Raw genomic sequence first — 18,440 nt, 5'->3', positions numbered from 1 at the left:
CGGTGCGTCTGACGCACCGAAGGCCACATTGGGGCGCTCAGGTGCGGGGGAGCGAGGCCACTCCGGCGAGCAGGGCGTCGACGTCGGCTTCCGTCGTGTACGGCGCGATGCCCGCCCGCACCGCGCCCGTGTCGCCGAGCCCGAGGTGGCGGGAGCACTCGATCGCGTAGAAGCTCCCCGCCGGCGCGTTCACGCAAAGCGCCCCGAGGTGCTCGTACACCGCCTGCGACGCGACGCCGTCGACGGAGAACAGGACCGTCGGCGTCCGGTGGCGCCCCGGCGCGCCGTACCGGGTGACGCCGGGCAGCCCGGCCAAACTCTTGTCGAGCCGGGCGAGCAGCGCGTTCTCGTGCTCCTCCAAAGCAGCAAGGGAACTCAGGAGCCGCGCGCGCCGCGAGCCCGGACCCGGCACCAGCCCCGCCAGGAAGTCGATCGCCGCGGTCGTGCCGGCCAGTAGCTCGTACGGCAGCGTCCCCAGCTCGAACCGCTCGGGCACCGCGTCGGTCGAGGGCAGCAGCTTGTCCGGGTGCAGCGTCTCCAGCAGCGACGGCGCCGCCACGACCAGGCCGAGGTGCGGGCCGAGGAACTTGTACGGCGAGCACGCGTAGAAGTCGGCTCCCAGCGCCGTGACGTCGACCGGGGCGTGCGGCGTGAGGTGCACGCCGTCGACGTACAGCAGCGCGCCGGCGTCGTGCACCGCGGCCGCGATCGCCGGGATGTCCGGCCGGGTGCCGAGCAGGTTCGACGCCGCCGTCACCGCCACCAGCCGCGTCCGCTCCGACAGCAGCCCGGTCACGGCGCCCGGGGCCAGCTCCCCGGTCCCGGGATCGAAGTCCGCCCAGCGGACGGTCGCGCCGGCGGCTTCGGCGGCCTGCACCCACGGCCGGATGTTCGCGTCGTGGTCGAGCCGGGTGACGACGACCTCGTCGCCCGGCCCCCAGTTCTTGGCGAGCGTGCGGGCGAAGTCGTAGGTCAGCTGCGTCATGCTGCGCCCGAAGACCACTCCGACCGGGTCCGCGGCGAGCAGGTCCGCGACGGCCTGGCGCGCGTCGGCGACCACCGCGCTCGCCCGGCGCTCGGCCGCCGTGACGACGCCGCGGTTGGCGATCGCGGCGCACAGCGTACCGGCCACGGCCTCGCCGACGACGTCGGGAACCTGCGACCCACCCGGGCCGTCGAAGTGCGCGGCGGAGAGGGCGGGGAAGTGCTTGCGGATCGTCTGCACGTCGTAGCTCATGGCGCCAGCGTGCCAGGAAGTCACCGGTTCCGGGGGTGCTCGCGGGCCCGCCGTTCGTTGCCGTGCTTGTAGTTGCCGGTGGCGCGGGCCATCAGCAGCTGGCGGTCGTCCCCGCGGTCGGCGGCGGCCAGGAAGCGCGTGGCGGCGGACCCGCGCAGCGTCCCGGCCGGGCGGCCGTGGTGGGTGATCGTGACGGTGCCGCGTTCGTCGACGCGGTAGGCGAAGCCGGTCGGTGTCCCCATCCGCCCAGGCTGGCACGGCGGGCAACCTGTTTTCAGGAGCAGAGGCCCGGGGCCGATCCGGGGGTTTCCCGGATGGCGCCCGCACGGTGACCCGACAGAATGCGAGAGATGATCAGAGGGGGACGAGGGGTGCGGGCCAGGCTCGGGAACGCGTACGTGCTGCTGGGGGCGCAGGTGCTCGTCCTGGCGGTGCTGCTGGTGTCGTACAACGACGGCCGCGTGCGGTTCCCCGCCTACCGCGTCGACCTGGACGTCTACCGGCTCGGGTCCGGGGCGCTGCTGCACGGCGACGCCCTCTACGGCACCCTGCCGCCCACCGGCGACGGCCAGCTGCTGCTGTTCACCTACCCGCCGTTCGCGGCGGTCGTGCTGGCGCCGCTGGCCGTGCTGCCGTACTGGGCCGCCTGCCTCGTGGTCACCGTCGGCACCCTCGGTCTGCTCGCGCTGGTACTGGTCACGGTCCTGCGCGCACTGGGCGCGCGGGCCGACTGGCGCCGGGTCACGATGCTCCTGCCGGCGGCCGAGATCCTCGAGCCGGTGCTGCGCACGGTCTACGCGGGACAGATCGACCTGCTGCTGCTCGCCCTCGTCGTGCTCGACGTCCTCGTGGACACCCCGCGGTGGCCGCGCGGCCTGCTGATCGGGCTCGCCGCCGCGATCAAGCTGACCCCGGCGGTGTTCCTGCTCTACTTCCTGCTCCGCCGGGACACCCGGGCGGCCGTGACGAGCGTCGTCACGTTCCTCGCCGCGACGGCGCTGGGCTTCCTGCTGGCCGGCGCCGACTCGGTCCGGTACTGGACCGGCGCGCTGTGGGACACCGGTCGCGTCGGTGAGCCGACCTACGCCGGCGACCAGTCACTGCTGGGGCTGCTGGCCCGCGCCGGGGTGCCCGCCGACGCGCGGACCGCGTGGTGGCTGCCCTGTGCGGCGGTGGTCCTCGTGCTGACGGCGCTGGGTGCGCGGCGCGCGCTGAACGCGGGGGAGCGGACGGTCGCGCTCGGCGTCAACGCCGTCGGCGGCCTGCTGATCTCCCCGATTTCGTGGACGCACCACTGGGTCTGGGCCGTGGTCGTGCTGTTCGGCTGGGCGGAGCTGGCGCGGCGCACGCGGCGACGCGGGTTCGCCGTCGCGGCCGGGGCAGGTGCGGTGCTGTTCGTCGCCGGGCCGCAATGGTGGTGGCCGCGCGGCGGGGAGGTCGAACGCGACTGGACGTTCCTCCAGCAGCTGACCGGCAACGGCTACGTCCTCTTCGGGTTCGCCGTGCTCGTCGCGGCGGCCCTGGTGCGCTTCCCGCGGCCGGCCGACGACCTCAGCGGCGCCGTCCCCGTTGCAGCCAGCCCGCTCCCAGAACGAGCATGACCGTGCCGAGGGCGAGGGCGAGGCAGACCCCGGCGGTGTTCATCGGCAGCACGTCGGTGACCGCGTGCGGCAGCGGGAGCAGCCCGGCCAGGCCGACCACGGCGTAGCCGATGCCGGTGGCGAGCAGGAACCGGGCGGCCAGGCGCGACGAACGGGTGCAGAACACCGCGACGGCACCGGTCAGCAGGTGCAGCAGCGCCCACAGCCCGGACACCGAGAACAGCCCGAACAGCTCGTGCGGGCCACCGCCGTCGGTGACCCCCGACATCAGCTCCAACGCGGCGAGCACGAGGAACAGCAAGCCGATCAGCATGCCCAGGCCCTGGACGGGGGCGGGACCGCGCCGGGTCTCGGGTTCGGTGGCCGTCATGTTCATCAGGTTCCCCGGAAAACGCCTTTTAATGCACGACTTCAGGGGTAACCCAGGGGGCCGACGAGAGGTGAGCCGATGACCGAGTACCGCCACACCGCGACGGCCGACGTCCCCGCGGACGAGCTGTTCGCGTTCCTGAGCCACCCGGAGAACCTGCCGCGGTACTTCCCGGAGATGAAGGTCGCCGAGCCGAAGGGCGGCGACAGCGTCCACGTCGAGGCGGAGGTGCACGGCCGGCGCGTCGCCGGCGAGGCGTGGCTGCACACGGACGCGGCGAACCGCTCGCTGTCCTGGGGCGCCGAAGGCCCCGACGACTACCACGGCGAACTGCGCATCGCCGAGGACGGCCCGGCGTCGTCCGAGATCACCGTGACGCTGCACAGCGTCCGCGAGGCCGACGGCGGCGAGGTCCAGCAGGGGCTCGAACGCACGGTGGCCGCGATGACCCACGCGGCGAGCGCCGACGCCGACGTCGAAGCAGCCGAAGGCGAAGGCGGCTGGACATCTTATGACACCAAGGGGGACTCGTCGAGCTGAGGCGGGAACACGGCCTGTAGGCGTCGCGTCGGCAGGTCTAGCCGGGGTGCGGGCCGTGGTAGGCCGCCAGGACTTCGTCCAGTGAGCCGCTCGCGCGGATCCGGCCCTCGTCCATCCAGAGGGCGCTGGTGCACAGCGCGCGCAGCAGTTCGTCGGAGTGCGACGCGAACACGAGCGCGCCGGCCCGGCGGGCGAGGTCGACGAGCCGCCCGCGGGCCTTGTCGAGGAACGCCGCGTCGACCGCGCCGAGGCCCTCGTCGAGGACGAGGATCTCGGGATCGATGGTGGTCACCACGCCGAGGGCGAGCCGGACCCGCATGCCGGCGGAGTAGGTACGCAACGGCAGCCGCAGGTAGTCGCCGAGTTCGGTGAACTCCGCGATGTCGTCGACCCGCTGCTCCATCTGCTTGCGGGACATGCCGAGGAAGAGGCCCCGGATCAGGATGTTCTCGTGACCCGAGACCTCGGGGTCGAGGCCCACCCCGAGGTCGAACACCGGCGCGATCCGGCCGGCGACCCGCGCGGTGCCGCGGGTCGGCTCGTAGATCCCGGAGAGCAGCCGCAGCAAGGTGGACTTGCCCGCGCCGTTGTGCCCGACCAGGCCGACGCGGTCGCCGTCGCCCATCGACAGCGTGATGTCCCGCAGTGCCTCGATGACGGGGACCTTCGACCCGGTGCCGATCGCGCCGCCGGCCTTGCCGAGCACCTGTTTCTTGAGCGATCGGGTCTTGGCGTCGAAGACCGGGAAGTCGACGGAGGCGTTCCGCACCTCGATGCTCACCATGCTGCCCTCCCCGGCGACGAATGCGAACGCAAGTTACCATTCGCATTCGAGCGCGTGTCAAGCGCCCGCGGGAGGGAGGTAACGTGCGGCCCGTGCGTCAGCCGTCCGCCGAGCCGGGATTCCGCCCGCCGCAGCAAGCACGCAGCCGGGAGTCCCTGCAGAAGGTGCTCGCCGCGGCCGAGCACGTACTCGCCGAGCGCGGCGTCGACGAGTTCACCGTCGGGGCCGTGGCCGAGCGGGCGGGGCTGTCGGTCGGGGCGATCTACCGCCGGTTCTCGGGCAAGGACCAGCTGCTGTACGCCGTCAAGGACGAGCTCCTCGGGCAACTGGAGGCCGGCGTCGGCGAAGCGCTCCGCTCGGCGGCGCCCGAGCTCCGCGAGGTCGTCGAGGCGTTCACGACGGCTTTGGCGCGCACCTTCGCCACTCGCGACCGCATCTTCCCGGAGCTGCTCGACGGTCAGCGCGCCGACGGGCGCGATCGCGGCTTGCGGGCCCTCGCGGGAATCCAGCAGGCCTTCGTCGAAGCCGCGCAGTCCTGCGCCGGCGAGGTTCGCCGTCCGGATCCCGCGCTCGCGCTGCGGATGACCGCGCGCACCGTCATCGGCTCGTGCGTGCATCGGGCGGCCAGCAGCCGGTTCTGGCCCGACGAGCTGAGCTGGAGCGCCTGGGCCGCCGAAACGACCGAACTCGCCCTCGCTTACCTGACCGGACACGCGGCGCCGGGTTAGCGTTCCGGTCATGCGCGCTCTGGCTTCCGTATAACGTCCTATACCGCCGCCGTCTGTATCCCCACGGCCGGGCTTCGCGCCGGACCACGTCCGTACAAGGAACTGACCGTCGAGGCGTTGACGGCGTGGCTCACGCGCGCTCGGTTCTGCGCGAGGTCCGGGAACCCGCGCGCTCGACGGCCTTCACCAGCGCCCGCAGCGCGGCCACCTCCGCGGCCAGGGCGCGCCGGCGTATGGCGACCGTGCGACGCGGTAGGCGAAGGACTCGACGAGCGGGAACCCGAACGAGATCGCGGCACGCCGACCAGCCCGATGGCCAGGTAGCCGCGGACCGGCGTCCGCACACCGCTGCGGGAGCCGCGGTGGAGGTACCGCGCGGCGGTGGCGAGGAACCCGCCGACGACGGCGAGCAGCCAGTAGAGCTGCCGGGGCGTACCGAACCGGAGTACCCCGACCGCGAAACGGTGTGGGTCGTCGTCCGCCCACAGTGGAGCGAGCAAGACGAGCGCGCCGAACAGGAACAGGGGCGCCACGTACGCGTGGCGGTCGGCGCGGGAGCCCGGTCTGCGATCATGACGCCGTGAAGCCACGCCGCTGGAATCCTGACACCGTCGCGCCGCCGCTGGGGCGCTACAGCCACCTCGCCGAGGTCCCTGTCGGCCACCGGCTGGTCTTCCTTGCCGGGCAGCTCGGCGTGGGTCCCGACGGCACCCTCGCCGGCGCCGAAGCGCAGGCCAAGCAGATCTTCGCCAACCTCAACGCCCTCCTCGCGGCCGAAGGCGCCGGGCCCCGGCACCTCGTCAAGCTGCTGACGCTGGTCGCGGGCACCGAGCACCTCGACGGCTACCGCGCCGCGCAGGCCGAAGCCTTCGCCGGCTGGTTCCCGGACGGCGACTACCCGGCGCAGACCCTCGCGGTCGTCGCGGGGCTGGCGCGGCCGGAGTACCTCGTGGAGGTCGAGGCGGTCGCCGCCGTGCCGGGCTAGGCGAAGATCGCCAGCGCCAGACCGGTGCCGGTGATCAGCGCGCACGCCGCGATCGTCGTGCGCCGGTAGTGCAGGATCAGCGCCGCGAACTCGCGCAGGAGCGCGCTCGGCAGGAAGTACCGCGCCGTCGGTGCGCCCGTCGCGTCGAACGGCAGGCCAAGCCGGCGGCACTCCACCGCCGTGCGGAAGACGTGGTAGTTGCTCGTCACCGCGAGCACCCGGTGCGGCCGCACGCCTTCGGGCAGCAGCTCGGCCGAGAACCGGAGGTTCTCCTCGGTGGTCGTCGCCCGGTCCTCCAGGCGGATCCGGTCGGCCGGGATCCCGCGCGAAAGCAGGTACTCCCGCATCGCGGCGGCCTCCGTGACCGTCTCGTCCGCGCCCCGGCCGCCGGACACGACCAGCAGCGGCGGCACGGTTTCCCGGGAGTACAACCGGATCGCGCGGTCGAGACGGGCGGCCAGCAGCGGCGTCACGCGGTCGCCGGCCAAGCCACAGCCCAGGACGATGATCGCTTCCACGCCCGTGCGGCGCCGCAGCCTGCCGTACAGAAGCGAGTACCCGAGTAGGGACGCGAACAGGAACCCGAAGTAGCACGCGAGCACCGCCGCCGTCGCGACCAGCGCCGAACCCCACCGGCCGAGCGGCACGAAGAACAGCCCCTCGAGCACCAGCAGGCCGACGCCGAGGACGAACGACAGCAGGTTCCCGAGGCTCCGGCCCTCCCGCCGCACCATCCGGACGCCGTTGCCGATCAGTGCGGCCGGCAGTACCACCGCGACGAGCACCGCGACCGCCGCCACGAGCCCGCCCAGCACCGGGGCGAGCCACTCCAGGTGCAAAGCCGCGCGCAGCAGCCACAACCCGAAGAGCAGCAGCGCGACGCCGAGCCAGACGGCGTTGCCGAGCCGCCGCGGTTCGCGGGCCAGCCGGACCGCGAACACCAGCAGCGCCACGGCCGCGCAGCCGGGCAACACGGCATCCGTGACGCTCACCCCCTCCCGTGAAAGGCCAACGTAGAGCATGGGGTTCCCGGCGCGGAGCTGGCATGGTGGGGGCGTGAGTGAGCGACCGGCTTTCGTGCTGCACGAGCACTGGCGCCCGCGGCACCACTTCGACCTGCGGCTCGAGGAGGACGGCGTGCTGCGCTCGTGGGCCGTCCCGCGCGGCCTCCCGCCGGACACCAAAGGCAACCGGCTCGCCGTCGCCGTGCCCGACCACGGGCTCGACCACCTCGCCTACGAGGACGACACCAAGAAGGTCGCCGACACCGGCTGGTGGGAGGAGCACGACCGCACGGACAAGCGCATCCTGTTCACCCTCCACGGCCGCACGGGCGCGGTCCGCTACGCGCTGATCCGCACCGACCGCGACTGGCTCCTGCACCGCACCCGCGACCAGCCCGGAGACGCCGATGCGCGCTGAAGTCCTGTCCGCCACGCCCACGCTCTTCCGCGACGACCTCGCGCTCGACGAAAGCGCCAACACGGAGCTGCTGACCTGGCTGCACGGCCGCGTCGACGGCGTCTTCGTCGCCGGCACGACGGGCGAGTTCCCCGCCCTGGACCGGGCCGAGCGCCGGACGATCGCCGGGCTCGCGCTGGACGTGTTCGGCGCGGAGCACACGATCGTGCACGTCGGCGCGGCGAGCACGCGCGAAGCCGTTTCGCTGACCCGGGACGCCCTCGCCGCGGGCGCCACGCGGCTGGCCGTGATCACGCCCTACTACCTGCCCGCGGACGCCGACACGGTCCGGCGGCACTTCGCGGCCGTGCGCGACGCCGCCGGCGACGCCGAGCTCTACGGCTACCTCTTCCCGGAGCGCACCGGCGTGACGCTGACGCCCGCGGAGTTCGCGGCGACCGGCCTGCGCGGCGGCAAGCTGTCCGGCGCCGCGGCGGCCCGGTTCGCCGACTTCCGCGCGGCGCTGCCGGCCGCGCGGTTCTGGTCGGGCGCCGACACCGACGTCGCGGCGGTGGCCCGGGTGGGTGGAGCGGGTGTGGTGTCCGGTTTGTCGTCGGCGTTCCCGGAGCCGTTCACGGACCTGGCCGTGGCGGTCGAAGCCGGAGACACCGAAGCCGAACGCGCGGCCCAGGCCCGGGCCGACGCCGTCCGGGCCGCGCTGGGCGGCACGGTCGAGGGGATCAAGGAAGCGGTCCGGCAGCGGGGCTTCGGGAACGGCCTGCTGCGGATGCCGGCTCCCGCGCCGCCCGTCGAGCGGATCGCGGCCTACGCCCGGAGCTGAACCCCGGCGCGCATCGCCCGGTGCGCCCACTGGCCCAGCACCGCGAGCAACGCGATCTCCAGCACCATCATCAGGCGCTCGACCAGGCCGGTCGCCACCGTCGGGAGGTGCCCGCCCAGCACGACGTTGACCGCGAACGGCACGATGAACGGCAGGTAGAACGGGATCGCCGCCAGTGCCAGCCGCCGCGACCAGGTCGCGAAGCGCCGCCAGCGCGGGTCGTCACGGTGGCGCCGGCCCAGCGCCCAGCCGACGATCGGCAGGCTCAGGCACGTCACGGCCGAGGCGTAGAGGTGGATCTTGCCGGTGGCGGTGATGGCGCCACCCTGCGGATCCTTCGCGAAGACGGCGACGGCGAGCAGGCTCACACACCACAGCGCCTTCGCCGCCACCAGCGCCGGGTTGGCCAGCAGGCCCCGCCGGTAGAGCGCCACCAGCAGCAACGCCGAGCCGGTGCTGGTGAGCAGCAGCGCGCCGTCCCACATCCACCGGCCCGGGCTGAGCGCGTAGTCGCTGAGCATCGTGCTCACCGGGTCCAGCGGGGCGAGCCGCCGGTCGAGGTGCAGCACCGCCAGCAGGATGACGGCGCCGGCGAAGGCGGCCAGCGCGCCGGGCACGAGCAGCCGGGCGCGGAGACGGGGACGGACGGGTGCGGGGCACAGCATGTAGAGGGACACTCCCGGGCGGCTCGGCTGGTTCAAGCGGAGCCGCGGACGCTACCCGTGACCATTCCGTGATCGTCACGCGACACGCCCGAGATGTGACCCAGCACACAAAGCCCGAGCTTTCCCTAGGAAAGATGCGTCCCCAGGCCTCCAGGACGCATCTTTCCTAGGGAAAGTGGCGTCTTCAGTGGTCGCCGTCCTGGGGGATTTCCGCCGAGTCGGTCAGCCGCAGCTTGCGTCGCGCCCGCTGGTAGAACGTCGTCATCCCGAGCCGGACGACCCGGGCGGCGCTGGGCCGGGCGCGCAGGTCGAGGCGGTCGCCGGGGGAGACGTACCCCGCGACCTGGCCGTCGACCTCCACCGCCAGCCTGCCGCTGGTCGGCAGCAGCTCCAGCGTCACCTCGTCGTGCACCGACAGCACCACGCCCCGGCTGTACGCCGAGTGCGGCGCCGCCGGCGTGACCAGCAGCGCCTCCACCGCCGGGCTGGTGATCGGGCCGCCGGCCGAGAAGCTGTACGCCGTCGACCCGGTCGGGGTCGCGACCACCACCGCGTCGGCCGAGTAGCTGACGAACGGCTGGCCGCCGACGCGGACCGCCACCACCGCGCTGCCCTCGCCGGGCACGCGGACCACGGCGATGTCGTTGAACGCCGTGATCTTCCGCCCCTCCAGCACCGCGTCCACGGCCAGCCGCGGCTCCACCGTGAACTGGTGGTCGTCGATGGCCGAGAGCGCGCCGGGCAGGTCCGGGACGTCGACCTCGGCGAGGAACCCCAGCTTGCCGAGGTTCACCCCGAGCACCGGCGCGCGCTGCCCGTCGGCCAGCCGCATGGCCCGCAGCATGGTGCCGTCGCCGCCGAGGCTGACGACCAGGTCGGACCGGCGGCCGAGCTCCTCGGCCGTCACGCCGACCGCCGCGCAGTTCAGGCGGACGATCTCGTCGGCGATGCCGAGGATCTCGATGTTCCGGTTGCCCGCCCAGCCGAGCACGGCCTCGACGGCGGCCGCGGAGTCGCGGCGGGGGTGCAGCACGAGTCCCGCGGAGTGCATGTCAGCGGCCCCGGGCGGGGGAGGTGAGCGTCATGCGGTCAGTCTGCCCGCTCCGGCCTTCCGTCGCGAGAACCGCAGCGCACCGTCGTCGAGCCGGCCGTGCCGCAGCTTGACGACGTCGTGGGCGTAGCTCATGCCGAGCTGCCACGGCGCCCGGGAGCCGGCCTTGGGGAATTCGTCGATCGACCGCAGCACGTACCCGGCGTCGAAGTCGAGCAGGGGCCGCTCGGTGACCGCCGGGTCGTCGTTGACCGGGACGGCCTGGTCGTAGCCGTGCCGGTCGAGGTGGCGCAGCAGCCGGACGACGTACTCGCCGACGAGGTCGGCCTTGAGCGTCCACGACGCGTTCGTGTACCCGATCGTGAACGCGAAGTTCGGCACGCCGCTGAGCATCATCCCCTTGTACGCCATGGTTTCCGGCAGCTTGACGGGGTCGCCGTCGACGACGAGGTCGATGCCGCCGAAGGCCAGCAGCCGCAGCCCGGTGGCGGTGACGACGACGTCCGCGTCGAGCTCGTCGCCGGACTCCAGCCGGATGCCGGTCTCGGTGAAGGTCGCGATCCGGTCGGTGACCACGGAGGCGTCGCCGCGCTTGATGGACCGGAACAGGTCGCCGTCCGGCACCAGGCACAGCCGCTGGTCCCAGGGCTGGTACCGCGGCTTGAAGTGGGTGTCGACGGCGTACCCGGGCGGCAGCTGCTTCATCGCGGCCTTGCGGATCAGCGCCTTGACGACACCCGGGCGGCGCCGGCTGAGCTGGTAGATCAGCGTGCTCACGGCGACGTTCTTCCACCGCGCGATCGGGTACGCCAGCTTCGGGCCGAGCAGCCCGCGCAGGCGGTTGGCCAGCGCGTCCTCCGACGGCAGCGACAGGATGTAGGTGGGGGAGCGCTGCAGCATCGTGACGTGCCCGGCGCGGTCGGTCATGGCCGGCACCAGCGTCACGGCGGTCGCGCCGCTGCCGATCACGACGACCTTCTTGCCGGTGTAGTCGAGGTCCTCGGGCCAGTGCTGCGGGTGCACGACGGTGCCGCCGAAGTTCTCGATACCGGGGAACTCCGGGGTGTGGCCGCCGGCGTAGTCGTAATACCCGCTGCACAGGTAGAGGAACTTCGCGGTGAATTCGACGGGCTCGCCGTCGTGCACCGCCTCGACCGTCCACAACGCGTCCTCTGTGGACCATGCGGCGCGGACCACCTTGTGGCCGAACCGGATGTGCCGGTCGATGCCGGCGTCGGCCGCGGTGTCGCGGACGTACTTGAGGATCGACGGGCCGTCCGCGATGGCCTTCGCGTCGGTCCACGGCCGGAACCGGTAGCCGAGGGTCTGCATGTCCGAGTCGGACCGGACCCCGGGGTAGCGGAAGAGGTCCCAGGTGCCGCCGATGGCGTCGCGGGCTTCCAGGATGGCGTACGTCTTGCGCGGGAACGCCGTCCGCAGGTGGTGCGCCGCGCCGACGCCGGACAGCCCGGCGCCGACGATCAGGACTTCGACGTGCTCGGTCATCGAACGGCCTCCGTCCGCCGCGGGCGCCTCATCACGCGCGAGAGCACGGCGTTGTAGTGGGTGGGGGTGATACGGGCGAGCGCGTCGAACAGATAAGCGTCGGGGCCGACCAGGATGCGGGCCTTGCCGCGGTCGACGCCCGCGTGGATGATCGCGGCCGCTTTGTCCGGCGACGTCATCGTCATGGCCTCGAACTGGGCGGCCATCTCTTCGCGGGTGCGGCCCAGTCCGGTGGGGTCGCGCCGCACCCGGGCGTTGCGCGCGATGTTCGTCGTGATGCCGCCCGGGTGCACGGTGATGGCCCGGACCGCGGAGCCGTGCAGCTCCTGCCGCAGCGACTCGGTGAAGCCGCGGACGGCGAACTTCGCGGCGCAGTACGCGCTCTGGTTCGGCATCCCGAGCAGGCCGAACACGCTGGAGGTGTTGACGATCGCGCCTTCGCCCTGCGCGACGAGGATCGGCAGGAACGCGCGCGTGCCGTGGACGACGCCGTGGAAGTTGATGTCGTGCAGCCAGTCGTCGTCCTCGATGACCGCGTCGAGGACGGTCGAGGTGACCGCGACCCCGGCGTTGTTGAACACCGCGGCCAGTGGAGCGGGGAGCCAGTCCTTCACTTCGGCGGCGAAGCGCAGCTGGTCTTCGGCGTCGCGGACGTCGAGCACGCGCGTCAGCACCCGGCCGTGCAGGGCGGCCGCGGTGGCCTTCAGGCCGTCCTCGTCGACGTCGGCCAGCGCGACCGGGGAACCGAGCCGGGACAGCCGCGTGGCCAGCGCGCGGCCGATGCCGGAGGCCGCACCGGTGATCACGACGGGGCGGCCGGTGATGCTACGGGGCCGTGACATCGCTGCTCCTCGCGTGCTTGTCGATGAGGTCGAGGATCGTGGGCCACGCGCCTTCCGGCAGGTCGTGACCCATGCCGGACACGGTTTCGAGGCGGGCGCCCGGGATCGCGCGCGCGGTGGCGGCGCCGCCGGTGGGGTGGACCATCCGGTCGCGGTCGCCGTGGATCACCAGCGTGGGCGCGGTGATCTTCCGCAGCAGCGGGGTCCGGTTGCCGGACTTCATGATCGCGGCGAGCTGGCGGCCCACGCCGCCGGCCGTCGGGTCGCGGTCCCAGCCCGTCCCGGCCAGCTCGCGTACCCAGGCTTCGTCGAACGGGAAGCCGTGGGAGCCGATGTGCCGGAACATCCGGACGGCGCTTTCGACCGCCTCTTCACGGGACTTCGGCGGCTTCGCGCCCATCATCCGCAACGTCGAGAACGCGGGACGGCCGAGCAGGCGCGACCCGGTCGTCGACATGATCGACGTCAGGGTGCGGATCCGCTCCGGGTGCAGCGCCGCGACGGTCTGGGAGATCATGCCGCCCATGGAGACGCCCGCGATGTGCGCGGTCTCGAGGTCCAGGGCGTCGAACAGGCCGATCGTGTCGGCAGCCATGTCCTTCAGGTCGTACTGCTGCGCGGGGAACCGGCCCGCGAGCATGCCGAGGAGGCTCGGCGGCCGGAAGTGCGGGTGGGTCGAGCGCCCGGCGTCGCGGTTGTCGAACCGGACGACTTCGAAGCCGCGGTCGGCGAGCTGCGCGCAGAAGGCGTCCGGCCAGCTGTGCAGCTGCTGGCCGAGCCCGGCGACGAGGACGACCGGGTCGGCGCCGCGGTCCCCGATCCGTTCGTAGGCCAGGGAAATCCCCCGGCCGGCGTCGGCGATCTCTTCGGTCACTGCTCTCCTCCGGTGCTTCGGCGGCGCACGACCGCGCGGCCGCCCTTGGCGGGGGCGTAGGCCACGCCCCGCGAGTGCCAGCGTTCGTCGGGTTCTTGCGTTGGGACCAGCGTGAAGTCCCGCAGCAGGGTCCGCAGCACGACGGTCATCTCCATGGTCGCGAAGGCGGCGCCGAGGCAGCGGCGGGTGCCGCCGCCGAACGGGATCCACTGGTAGAGGTCCGGGCGCGCGCCGGCGAAGCGGTGCGGGTCGAAGGTGGCCGCGTGCGGGAACACGGCGTCGTCGTCGTGGATCAGCGCGATGCTGACGAGCACCGCGTACCCCTTCGGCAGGGTCCAGCGGCCGAGCCGGAAGCCGTCCTGCTTGACCTGGCGGGCGGTGAGGTCGATGACCGGGCGGGTGCGCTGGACCTCGAGGATGGTGGCGTCGAGGAGCTTGCTGTCCTTCTGCAGCTCGTCCAGGAGGGCCGGGTGCCGGCGGAGGCGTTCGACGGCCCAGGCCAGCGTCGTCGCCGTCGTCTCGTGGCCGGCGGTGAGCAGGGTGAGGAGCTGGTCGGAAATCTCGTCCCGGGTGAGCCCGGACCCGTCGTCGTAGCGGGTCTGCAGCATCATCGAGAGGACGTCGTCGCCGTCGGGGCTCGCCTTCGCGATCAGCCGGTCGACGATCGCGTCGTACTCGCGGCGCATCCGTTCGAAGCGGCGCCACGGGTTGAAACGGCCCTTCTTGGAGATCGGCGCGACGGCCAGCCGCGAGCCGAGCGTGACGAACGGTGGCAGCAGCTCGCGCAGCTCGGCGAATTCGGCTCCCTCGGCGCCGAACACCGCGCGCAGGATGGCGTTGAGCGTGATCCGCATCATCGACGGCAGCGTGGCGAACGCTTTGCCCTCGGGCCAGGTCGCGAATTCGCGGACGGTCTCTTCCTCGACGATCTTCTCGTAGGTCGCGAGCCGCTTTCCGTGGAAGGGCGGGACCAGGAGCTTGCGCTGCCTTTTGTGCTCGTCGCCGGAGAGGGCGAACATCGAGTGCGGCCCGAGCACGCGGCCGAGGTTGACTTCGAGGTTGTCGACGAGTTCGGGGCCGGAGGTGAACAGCTGCTTGATCTCGGCGGGGTCGCTGAGCACGACGGCGCGGCCGAAGATCGGCACGTTGACCGTGAAGGCGTCCCCGTAGCGCGCTCTGAGCCGCCGCATGCCGCGCAGGGGCTGAGTCAGCGCGTAGGCGCCTTGGACGGCGCGGGGCGCGGTCGGTCCCGGCGGCAGCCTTACCGCGCTTGTCATGGTCGTCATCGACCCTCCCGAAAGGTGGTACGCGAGCGTACCGTCGGTACGGTACGCCGGTGTACCATCCGGTTTCAAGAGGAGGGGTATACCGTGACTTCCGTGGACGTCGACACCCGCCGGCACCGGCAGCGGCTGCTGGACGGGCTGGCCGCGTCGATCACCGAGGACGGCTTCCGCGACACGACGGTCGCCGGCATCGTCCGCCGCGCGCGCACGTCCCGCCGGACTTTCTACGAGCACTTTTCCAGTCGTGAAGAGTGCCTGATCGCGCTGCTGTCGGACGCGAACCGCGCGATGATCCAGCAGATCTCCGACGCCGTCGACCCGGACGCGCCGTGGGCGCTCCAGGTGCGTCAGGCGATCGAGGCGTGGATCGCCTGCGCGGAGTCGGAGCCGGCGATCACGCTGAGCTGGATCCGCGACGTCCCGGCCTTGGGCGTCGCGGCGCGGGATCTGCAGCGCGACGCGATGGAGGGGTTCATCGCGATGACGCAGCGGTTGACGGACACGGCCGCGTTGCGGGCAGCGGGGATCAGCCCCCCGTCCCGCCAGACGGCGATCATCCTCCTGGGCGGGTTGCGCGAGCTGATCGCGACCACCGTGGAGGACGGCGGCCGGGCCGGCGACGTCACCGAAGTCGCGGTGCGGGCGTCGATCGCGTTGCTCGGCCCGGCCTGACTAACCCACGTTGACGGTCAGCTTCGGCGGGTCGCGCAGTTCACTGTCGACCTTGTCCAAGCGCGCGGTCAGCTCCTCGATCGCCGCGCGGGCGTCGTCGCAGATCCGGTTGGCGGCCACCAGGTACGAATCGCAGATCTCCCAGTAGTTCGAGCCTCCGATCGCCGCGGCGGGCTTGCGCCGCTGCGCGCCGTCGACCGCCTCGGCCAGCACCGTGTCCAGCTCGAGGATCTTGTCGAGTTCGAACGGGAACTTGCCCAGCACCCAGTCGCCGATGGCCTTGAAGACGGTCAGGCCGACCCGTTCGAACCCGGGGTCGGTGAACGTCGCGGCCTGCAACGCCCCGACGAACTGCTTCATGACCTTGACCATGTCGGCCCGGGCCTGCTCGAAGATCTGGGAGTACGCGATGAGGCACTGGCCGAGCTTGCCGACCGCGAGGATGTAGGGCTCGCTGTAGTTCTCGAGTTCTTCGCGGTAGGTCTGCACTCCCACCGCGACGTCGCCTTCCCACTTGCCGAGGGCGGCACCGAGTGCGCTGTCGAGGCTGTTGAGGACGTCGATGCTCGGGTGCTCTTCGCCGGCCGACTTGTAGCGCAGCCCGTCGATGGCCAGCCAGGCCTCGTGCATGACCTTGATCTGCTGCTGCGCGATGACGTCGGACGGGTAGAAGAACCGCTCGAACGGGTAGTTGGCCCACCGGTCCGGGTGCGGACCGGTGGGACCGTATTCGTGGAGCAGCCAGTCGACCCACCCGGCCACCCAGCGGGCCCAGAGCGCGACTTCGCCGCACTGGTCCTCGTACCGGTCGAACTGCGGGTAGTGCCCCGGCGGACGGTCGGGGAAGTACGGCGGCTGGTTCACCGGCTTCCCCCGTCCGCCCAGGATTCGCCGATGCGCCGCAAGTGCTCGCTCGCGGCCGAGTCGGCCTCGGCGTAGAGCTTGGACGCGCCCTGCAGACCGCCTTGCAGCCGCCGGGCCGTCTCGACGAAGTTGTCGTTGTGCGAGATGAGCGTGTCGAAGATTTCTTTGAACTTCCGGTCGAACCTCTCACAGGCGTGGAAGAACACTCCGGCGTCGCCGTAGTCGCCCAGCAGGGCGGTATTCCCCTCGATCGTGGCCTGCGCTTTCTTGACGGCCGAACCGTGCGCTTCGAAATGCGTCACCGCCTCGGTCGCGCGCTCGGCGGCGTGCTGGACCAGTTTGGGATCGACCTCGAATCCTTGCACCATCTTCCCCCTTTACACGGACGCAATCCGGCAAATCGGTCTGGATGCTACGCCTGCCGAACGCGTCCGGAGGGGACTTCAGGAGAAACTCACGCGTCCAGGTCTCGCGCGATCAGTTCGGCCAGCGCGTCGACCGACGCCTGGGCGTCGTCGCCGTCGGCGGTCAGCTCGACCTCGTCGCCGAACGCGGCGCCCAGGGTCATCAGGCCGAGAACGCTGGCCGCGTCGACCGGGTCGCCGGCCACCCCGCCGGTGATCTTCGCTATCCGAACCTTCGCCGGCTGACCGGCGGCCGTCTTCGCGACCAGGCCCGCGGGCCGGGCGTGCAGCCCGACGCTGCTGGCGACGAGCGTGCGGCGTTGGTACACAGTGGACTCCTTCACGCGTTGACGGTCTGGCCGGTAACGGCAGCGGAACGTTCGGCGGCGCGGAAACGCACCTGCTTGAGCGCGATCACCGAACCGGCCGCGACCGCCGTCCCGGCGACCAGTGCCACCAGGAACAGCAGCGGGCTGCCGATCAGCGGGAGCACGAAGATCCCGCCGTGCGGGGCGCGCAGCGTCGCGCCGAACGCCATCGACAGCGAACCCGTGACCGCCGAGCCGAGCATGATCGACGGGATCACCCGGAACGGGTCCGCCGCGGCGAACGGGATCGCGCCTTCGGTGATGAACGACGCGCCGAGCAGCCAGGCCGCGCGGCCGTTTTCGCGCTCGGCCTCGGTGAACAGCTTCTTCCGGACGCTGGACGCGAGCGCCAGGGCCAGCGGCGGCACCATCCCGGCCGCCATCACCGCGGCCATGATCTGCAGCGACCCGGTGGCGCCGGTGGTCAGGCCGCCGACGGCGAAGGTGTACGCCGCCTTGTTGACCGGACCGCCCATGTCGAACGCCATCATCAGGCCGAGCAGCGCGCCCAGCAGCAGGGCGCTGGCGCCGCTGAGGCTGTTGAGCCAGTTCGTCAGCCCCGTCGTCGCGGCCGCCATCGGCTTGCCGACCACGACGTACATCAGCACACCGACCACAATGGACCCGAGCAGCGGGTAGACGACCACCGGCATGATCCCGCGCATCGCCTTCGGCACCTGGATCTTCTTCAGCGCCAGGACGACGCCACCGGCCAGCAGGCCGGCGACGAGGCCGCCGAGGAAGCCGGCACCGACGGTGACGGCGATCGCGCCGCCCACGAAACCGGGAGCGATGGCCGGGCGGTCGGCCATCGCGAAGGCGATGAACCCGGCCAGCACCGGCACCAGGAAGTCGAAGGCGGCGCTACCGATCTGGAACATCAGCGCGGCCCAGCCGGCGACGGACCCCGCGTCGAAGTGCTCGGTGACCTTCGGCGCGTCGACGATCTGGTAGCCGCCCAAGGCGAAGCTCAACGCGATCAGCAGCCCGCCCGCGGCGACGAACGGGATCAGGTAGCTGACCCCGGTCATCAGCCACTGGCGGACCTTGGTGGCCGCCTTGTCGTTCGCGCCGACCTTCGTGGCCAGCTCCGGAGCGGCGGCGGGTGCGACGGGCTCGCGGGCCGCGGCCTTCGCGCGTTCGAACAGCCCGGCCGCGTCATTGATCGCGGCCTTGACCGGAGCCTCGACGATCGGCTTGCCGGCGAACCGCTCGCGCCCCTGCACGGCGAGGTCCGCGGCGAAGATGACGGCGTCCGCGCTCGCGATGTCCTCGGCGGACAGCGGCTCCGAACCCGCCGAACCCTGCGTCTCGACGACGATCGTGTCGCCGTTGGCCTTCGCCGTCTGCTCCAGCGATTCGGCGGCCATGTACGTGTGCGCGATGCCGGTGGGACACGCGGTGATGGCGACGAACTTCAT

At 72.1% G+C, this 18,440-nt stretch carries 23 protein-coding genes; 8 read left to right on the top strand and 15 right to left on the bottom strand.

Translation table 11 applies throughout. The annotated features are described in order from the left end of the window. Positions 1–37: 37 nt before the first annotated feature. The gene (locus tag ABFJ78_RS14690; protein WP_436386735.1) at positions 38–1,237 is read right to left on the bottom strand and encodes a cysteine desulfurase-like protein; all 1,200 of its coding nucleotides are present in this window, start codon (positions 1,235–1,237) and stop codon (positions 38–40) included. Between the two features lie 20 nt (positions 1,238–1,257). Next, on the bottom strand, positions 1,258–1,479 hold the full coding sequence (locus tag ABFJ78_RS14685) for a hypothetical protein (protein ID WP_436386732.1): 222 nt from the start codon (positions 1,477–1,479) through the stop codon (positions 1,258–1,260). A 108-nt stretch (positions 1,480–1,587) separates the two neighbouring features. On the opposite strand from ABFJ78_RS14685, the gene ABFJ78_RS14680 reads away from it, so the two are divergent. After that, positions 1,588–2,838: a glycosyltransferase 87 family protein gene (locus tag ABFJ78_RS14680; protein WP_436386730.1), complete on the top strand. Its 1,251-nt coding sequence runs from the start codon at positions 1,588–1,590 to the stop codon at positions 2,836–2,838. On the opposite strand, the gene ABFJ78_RS14675 is transcribed toward ABFJ78_RS14680, so the two are convergent. After that, on the bottom strand, positions 2,789–3,208 hold the full coding sequence (locus tag ABFJ78_RS14675) for a DUF4383 domain-containing protein (RefSeq protein ID WP_436386727.1): 420 nt from the start codon (positions 3,206–3,208) through the stop codon (positions 2,789–2,791). The genes ABFJ78_RS14680 and ABFJ78_RS14675 overlap by 50 nt on opposite strands. 78 nt (positions 3,209–3,286) lie before the next feature. Between ABFJ78_RS14675 and ABFJ78_RS14670 the strand changes: the two genes are divergently transcribed. Further along, positions 3,287–3,748: an SRPBCC family protein gene (locus tag ABFJ78_RS14670; protein WP_436386725.1), complete on the top strand. Its 462-nt coding sequence runs from the start codon at positions 3,287–3,289 to the stop codon at positions 3,746–3,748. Positions 3,749–3,785: 37 nt separating this feature from the next. Here ABFJ78_RS14670 and wzt read toward each other — a convergent pair whose 3' ends face one another. Continuing rightward, a complete protein-coding gene (gene wzt / locus ABFJ78_RS14665) occupies positions 3,786–4,532 on the bottom strand; it encodes a galactan export ABC transporter ATP-binding subunit Wzt/RfbE (protein WP_436386723.1) in 747 nt (248 codons plus the stop codon). 92 nt (positions 4,533–4,624) lie between these two features. Between wzt and ABFJ78_RS14660 the strand changes: the two genes are divergently transcribed. The 3 genes from ABFJ78_RS14660 (at position 4,625) to ABFJ78_RS14650 (ending at position 6,245) form a co-directional block, all read left to right on the top strand. Further along, entirely contained in the window at positions 4,625–5,260 is a 636-nt protein-coding gene (locus ABFJ78_RS14660; RefSeq protein ID WP_436386721.1) for a TetR/AcrR family transcriptional regulator, read from the top strand. A 362-nt stretch (positions 5,261–5,622) separates the two neighbouring features. Further along, the gene (locus ABFJ78_RS14655; RefSeq protein ID WP_436386719.1) at positions 5,623–5,844 is read left to right on the top strand and encodes a hypothetical protein; all 222 of its coding nucleotides are present in this window, start codon (positions 5,623–5,625) and stop codon (positions 5,842–5,844) included. After that, positions 5,841–6,245 carry a RidA family protein gene (locus ABFJ78_RS14650; RefSeq protein ID WP_436386716.1) on the top strand — a complete coding sequence of 135 codons (405 nt, stop codon included), beginning with the start codon at positions 5,841–5,843 and terminating at the stop codon, positions 6,243–6,245. Before ABFJ78_RS14655 ends, ABFJ78_RS14650 begins: the two co-directional genes overlap by 4 nt. Here the strand turns inward: ABFJ78_RS14650 and ABFJ78_RS14645 are convergent. Further along, positions 6,242–7,237: a YdcF family protein gene (locus tag ABFJ78_RS14645; RefSeq protein WP_436386713.1), complete on the bottom strand. Its 996-nt coding sequence runs from the start codon at positions 7,235–7,237 to the stop codon at positions 6,242–6,244. The genes ABFJ78_RS14650 and ABFJ78_RS14645 overlap by 4 nt on opposite strands. 64 nt (positions 7,238–7,301) lie before the next feature. On the opposite strand from ABFJ78_RS14645, the gene ABFJ78_RS14640 reads away from it, so the two are divergent. Both ABFJ78_RS14640 and ABFJ78_RS14635 read left to right on the top strand, forming a co-directional pair. Further along, the gene (locus tag ABFJ78_RS14640; protein ID WP_436386712.1) at positions 7,302–7,667 is read left to right on the top strand and encodes a DNA polymerase ligase N-terminal domain-containing protein; all 366 of its coding nucleotides are present in this window, start codon (positions 7,302–7,304) and stop codon (positions 7,665–7,667) included. Further along, positions 7,657–8,487, top strand: coding sequence for a dihydrodipicolinate synthase family protein (locus tag ABFJ78_RS14635; RefSeq protein ID WP_436386709.1), 831 nt, complete (start codon positions 7,657–7,659; stop codon positions 8,485–8,487). The genes ABFJ78_RS14640 and ABFJ78_RS14635 overlap by 11 nt, the downstream gene beginning before the upstream one ends. Here ABFJ78_RS14635 and ABFJ78_RS14630 read toward each other — a convergent pair. The 6 genes from ABFJ78_RS14630 to ABFJ78_RS14605 form a co-directional block, all read right to left on the bottom strand. After that, positions 8,472–9,164, bottom strand: coding sequence for a DUF998 domain-containing protein (locus tag ABFJ78_RS14630; protein ID WP_436386707.1), 693 nt, complete (start codon positions 9,162–9,164; stop codon positions 8,472–8,474). The genes ABFJ78_RS14635 and ABFJ78_RS14630 overlap by 16 nt on opposite strands. Positions 9,165–9,336: 172 nt before the next feature. Continuing rightward, positions 9,337–10,203: an NAD(+)/NADH kinase gene (locus ABFJ78_RS14625; protein WP_436386704.1), complete on the bottom strand. Its 867-nt coding sequence runs from the start codon at positions 10,201–10,203 to the stop codon at positions 9,337–9,339. Between the two features lie 30 nt (positions 10,204–10,233). Next, on the bottom strand, positions 10,234–11,709 hold the full coding sequence (locus ABFJ78_RS14620) for a flavin-containing monooxygenase (RefSeq protein ID WP_436386702.1): 1,476 nt from the start codon (positions 11,707–11,709) through the stop codon (positions 10,234–10,236). After that, positions 11,706–12,551 (bottom strand): SDR family NAD(P)-dependent oxidoreductase, encoded by an 846-nt coding sequence (locus tag ABFJ78_RS14615; RefSeq protein ID WP_436386699.1) that lies wholly within the window; start codon positions 12,549–12,551, stop codon positions 11,706–11,708. The genes ABFJ78_RS14620 and ABFJ78_RS14615 overlap by 4 nt, the downstream gene beginning before the upstream one ends. Further along, a complete protein-coding gene (locus tag ABFJ78_RS14610; RefSeq protein ID WP_436386697.1) occupies positions 12,535–13,425 on the bottom strand; it encodes an alpha/beta fold hydrolase in 891 nt (296 codons plus the stop codon). Before ABFJ78_RS14610 ends, ABFJ78_RS14615 begins: the two co-directional genes overlap by 17 nt. Then, positions 13,422–14,711 (bottom strand): cytochrome P450, encoded by a 1,290-nt coding sequence (locus tag ABFJ78_RS14605; protein ID WP_436386694.1) that lies wholly within the window; start codon positions 14,709–14,711, stop codon positions 13,422–13,424. Before ABFJ78_RS14605 ends, ABFJ78_RS14610 begins: the two co-directional genes overlap by 4 nt. Positions 14,712–14,795: 84 nt before the next feature. On the opposite strand from ABFJ78_RS14605, the gene ABFJ78_RS14600 reads away from it, so the two are divergent. Next, complete coding sequence (locus tag ABFJ78_RS14600) at positions 14,796–15,383, top strand: TetR/AcrR family transcriptional regulator (protein ID WP_436386692.1); 588 nt, start codon at positions 14,796–14,798, stop codon at positions 15,381–15,383. On the opposite strand, the gene ABFJ78_RS14595 is transcribed toward ABFJ78_RS14600, so the two are convergent. The 4 genes from ABFJ78_RS14595 to ABFJ78_RS14580 form a co-directional block, all read right to left on the bottom strand. Then, positions 15,384–16,247: a hypothetical protein gene (locus tag ABFJ78_RS14595; protein ID WP_436386690.1), complete on the bottom strand. Its 864-nt coding sequence runs from the start codon at positions 16,245–16,247 to the stop codon at positions 15,384–15,386. Next, positions 16,244–16,615: a hypothetical protein gene (locus ABFJ78_RS14590; protein ID WP_436386688.1), complete on the bottom strand. Its 372-nt coding sequence runs from the start codon at positions 16,613–16,615 to the stop codon at positions 16,244–16,246. The genes ABFJ78_RS14595 and ABFJ78_RS14590 overlap by 4 nt, the downstream gene beginning before the upstream one ends. Positions 16,616–16,701: 86 nt before the next feature. Next, positions 16,702–16,980: an HPr family phosphocarrier protein gene (locus ABFJ78_RS14585; protein WP_436386796.1), complete on the bottom strand. Its 279-nt coding sequence runs from the start codon at positions 16,978–16,980 to the stop codon at positions 16,702–16,704. 11 nt (positions 16,981–16,991) lie between these two features. Beyond that, positions 16,992–18,440 (bottom strand): PTS fructose transporter subunit IIC, encoded by a 1,449-nt coding sequence (locus tag ABFJ78_RS14580; protein WP_436386686.1) that lies wholly within the window; start codon positions 18,438–18,440, stop codon positions 16,992–16,994.

Origin of the sequence: Amycolatopsis sp. MEPSY49 (assembly GCF_051337345.1) — a bacterium.
GTDB lineage: Bacteria > Actinomycetota > Actinomycetes > Mycobacteriales > Pseudonocardiaceae > Amycolatopsis.
The sequence above is the reverse complement of the archived record's forward strand: the minus strand, read 5'-3'. Positions and strand labels throughout refer to the sequence as shown.

Coding starts and splice junctions, on each gene's coding strand:
- ABFJ78_RS14590 (WP_436386688.1), bottom strand. CDS start 16,615: ATGGTGCAAGGATTCGAGGTCGATCCCAAACTGGTCCAGCACGCCGCC.
- ABFJ78_RS14680 (WP_436386730.1), top strand. CDS start 1,588: ATGATCAGAGGGGGACGAGGGGTGCGGGCCAGGCTCGGGAACGCGTAC.
- ABFJ78_RS14690 (WP_436386735.1), bottom strand. CDS start 1,237: ATGAGCTACGACGTGCAGACGATCCGCAAGCACTTCCCCGCCCTCTCC.
- ABFJ78_RS14670 (WP_436386725.1), top strand. CDS start 3,287: ATGACCGAGTACCGCCACACCGCGACGGCCGACGTCCCCGCGGACGAG.
- ABFJ78_RS14635 (WP_436386709.1), top strand. CDS start 7,657: ATGCGCGCTGAAGTCCTGTCCGCCACGCCCACGCTCTTCCGCGACGAC.
- ABFJ78_RS14605 (WP_436386694.1), bottom strand. CDS start 14,711: ATGACGACCATGACAAGCGCGGTAAGGCTGCCGCCGGGACCGACCGCG.
- ABFJ78_RS14580 (WP_436386686.1), bottom strand. CDS start 18,440: ATGAAGTTCGTCGCCATCACCGCGTGTCCCACCGGCATCGCGCACACG.
- wzt (WP_436386723.1), bottom strand. CDS start 4,532: ATGGTGAGCATCGAGGTGCGGAACGCCTCCGTCGACTTCCCGGTCTTC.
- ABFJ78_RS14685 (WP_436386732.1), bottom strand. CDS start 1,479: ATGGGGACACCGACCGGCTTCGCCTACCGCGTCGACGAACGCGGCACC.
- ABFJ78_RS14675 (WP_436386727.1), bottom strand. CDS start 3,208: ATGACGGCCACCGAACCCGAGACCCGGCGCGGTCCCGCCCCCGTCCAG.
- ABFJ78_RS14615 (WP_436386699.1), bottom strand. CDS start 12,551: ATGTCACGGCCCCGTAGCATCACCGGCCGCCCCGTCGTGATCACCGGT.
- ABFJ78_RS14620 (WP_436386702.1), bottom strand. CDS start 11,709: ATGACCGAGCACGTCGAAGTCCTGATCGTCGGCGCCGGGCTGTCCGGC.
- ABFJ78_RS14625 (WP_436386704.1), bottom strand. CDS start 10,203: ATGCACTCCGCGGGACTCGTGCTGCACCCCCGCCGCGACTCCGCGGCC.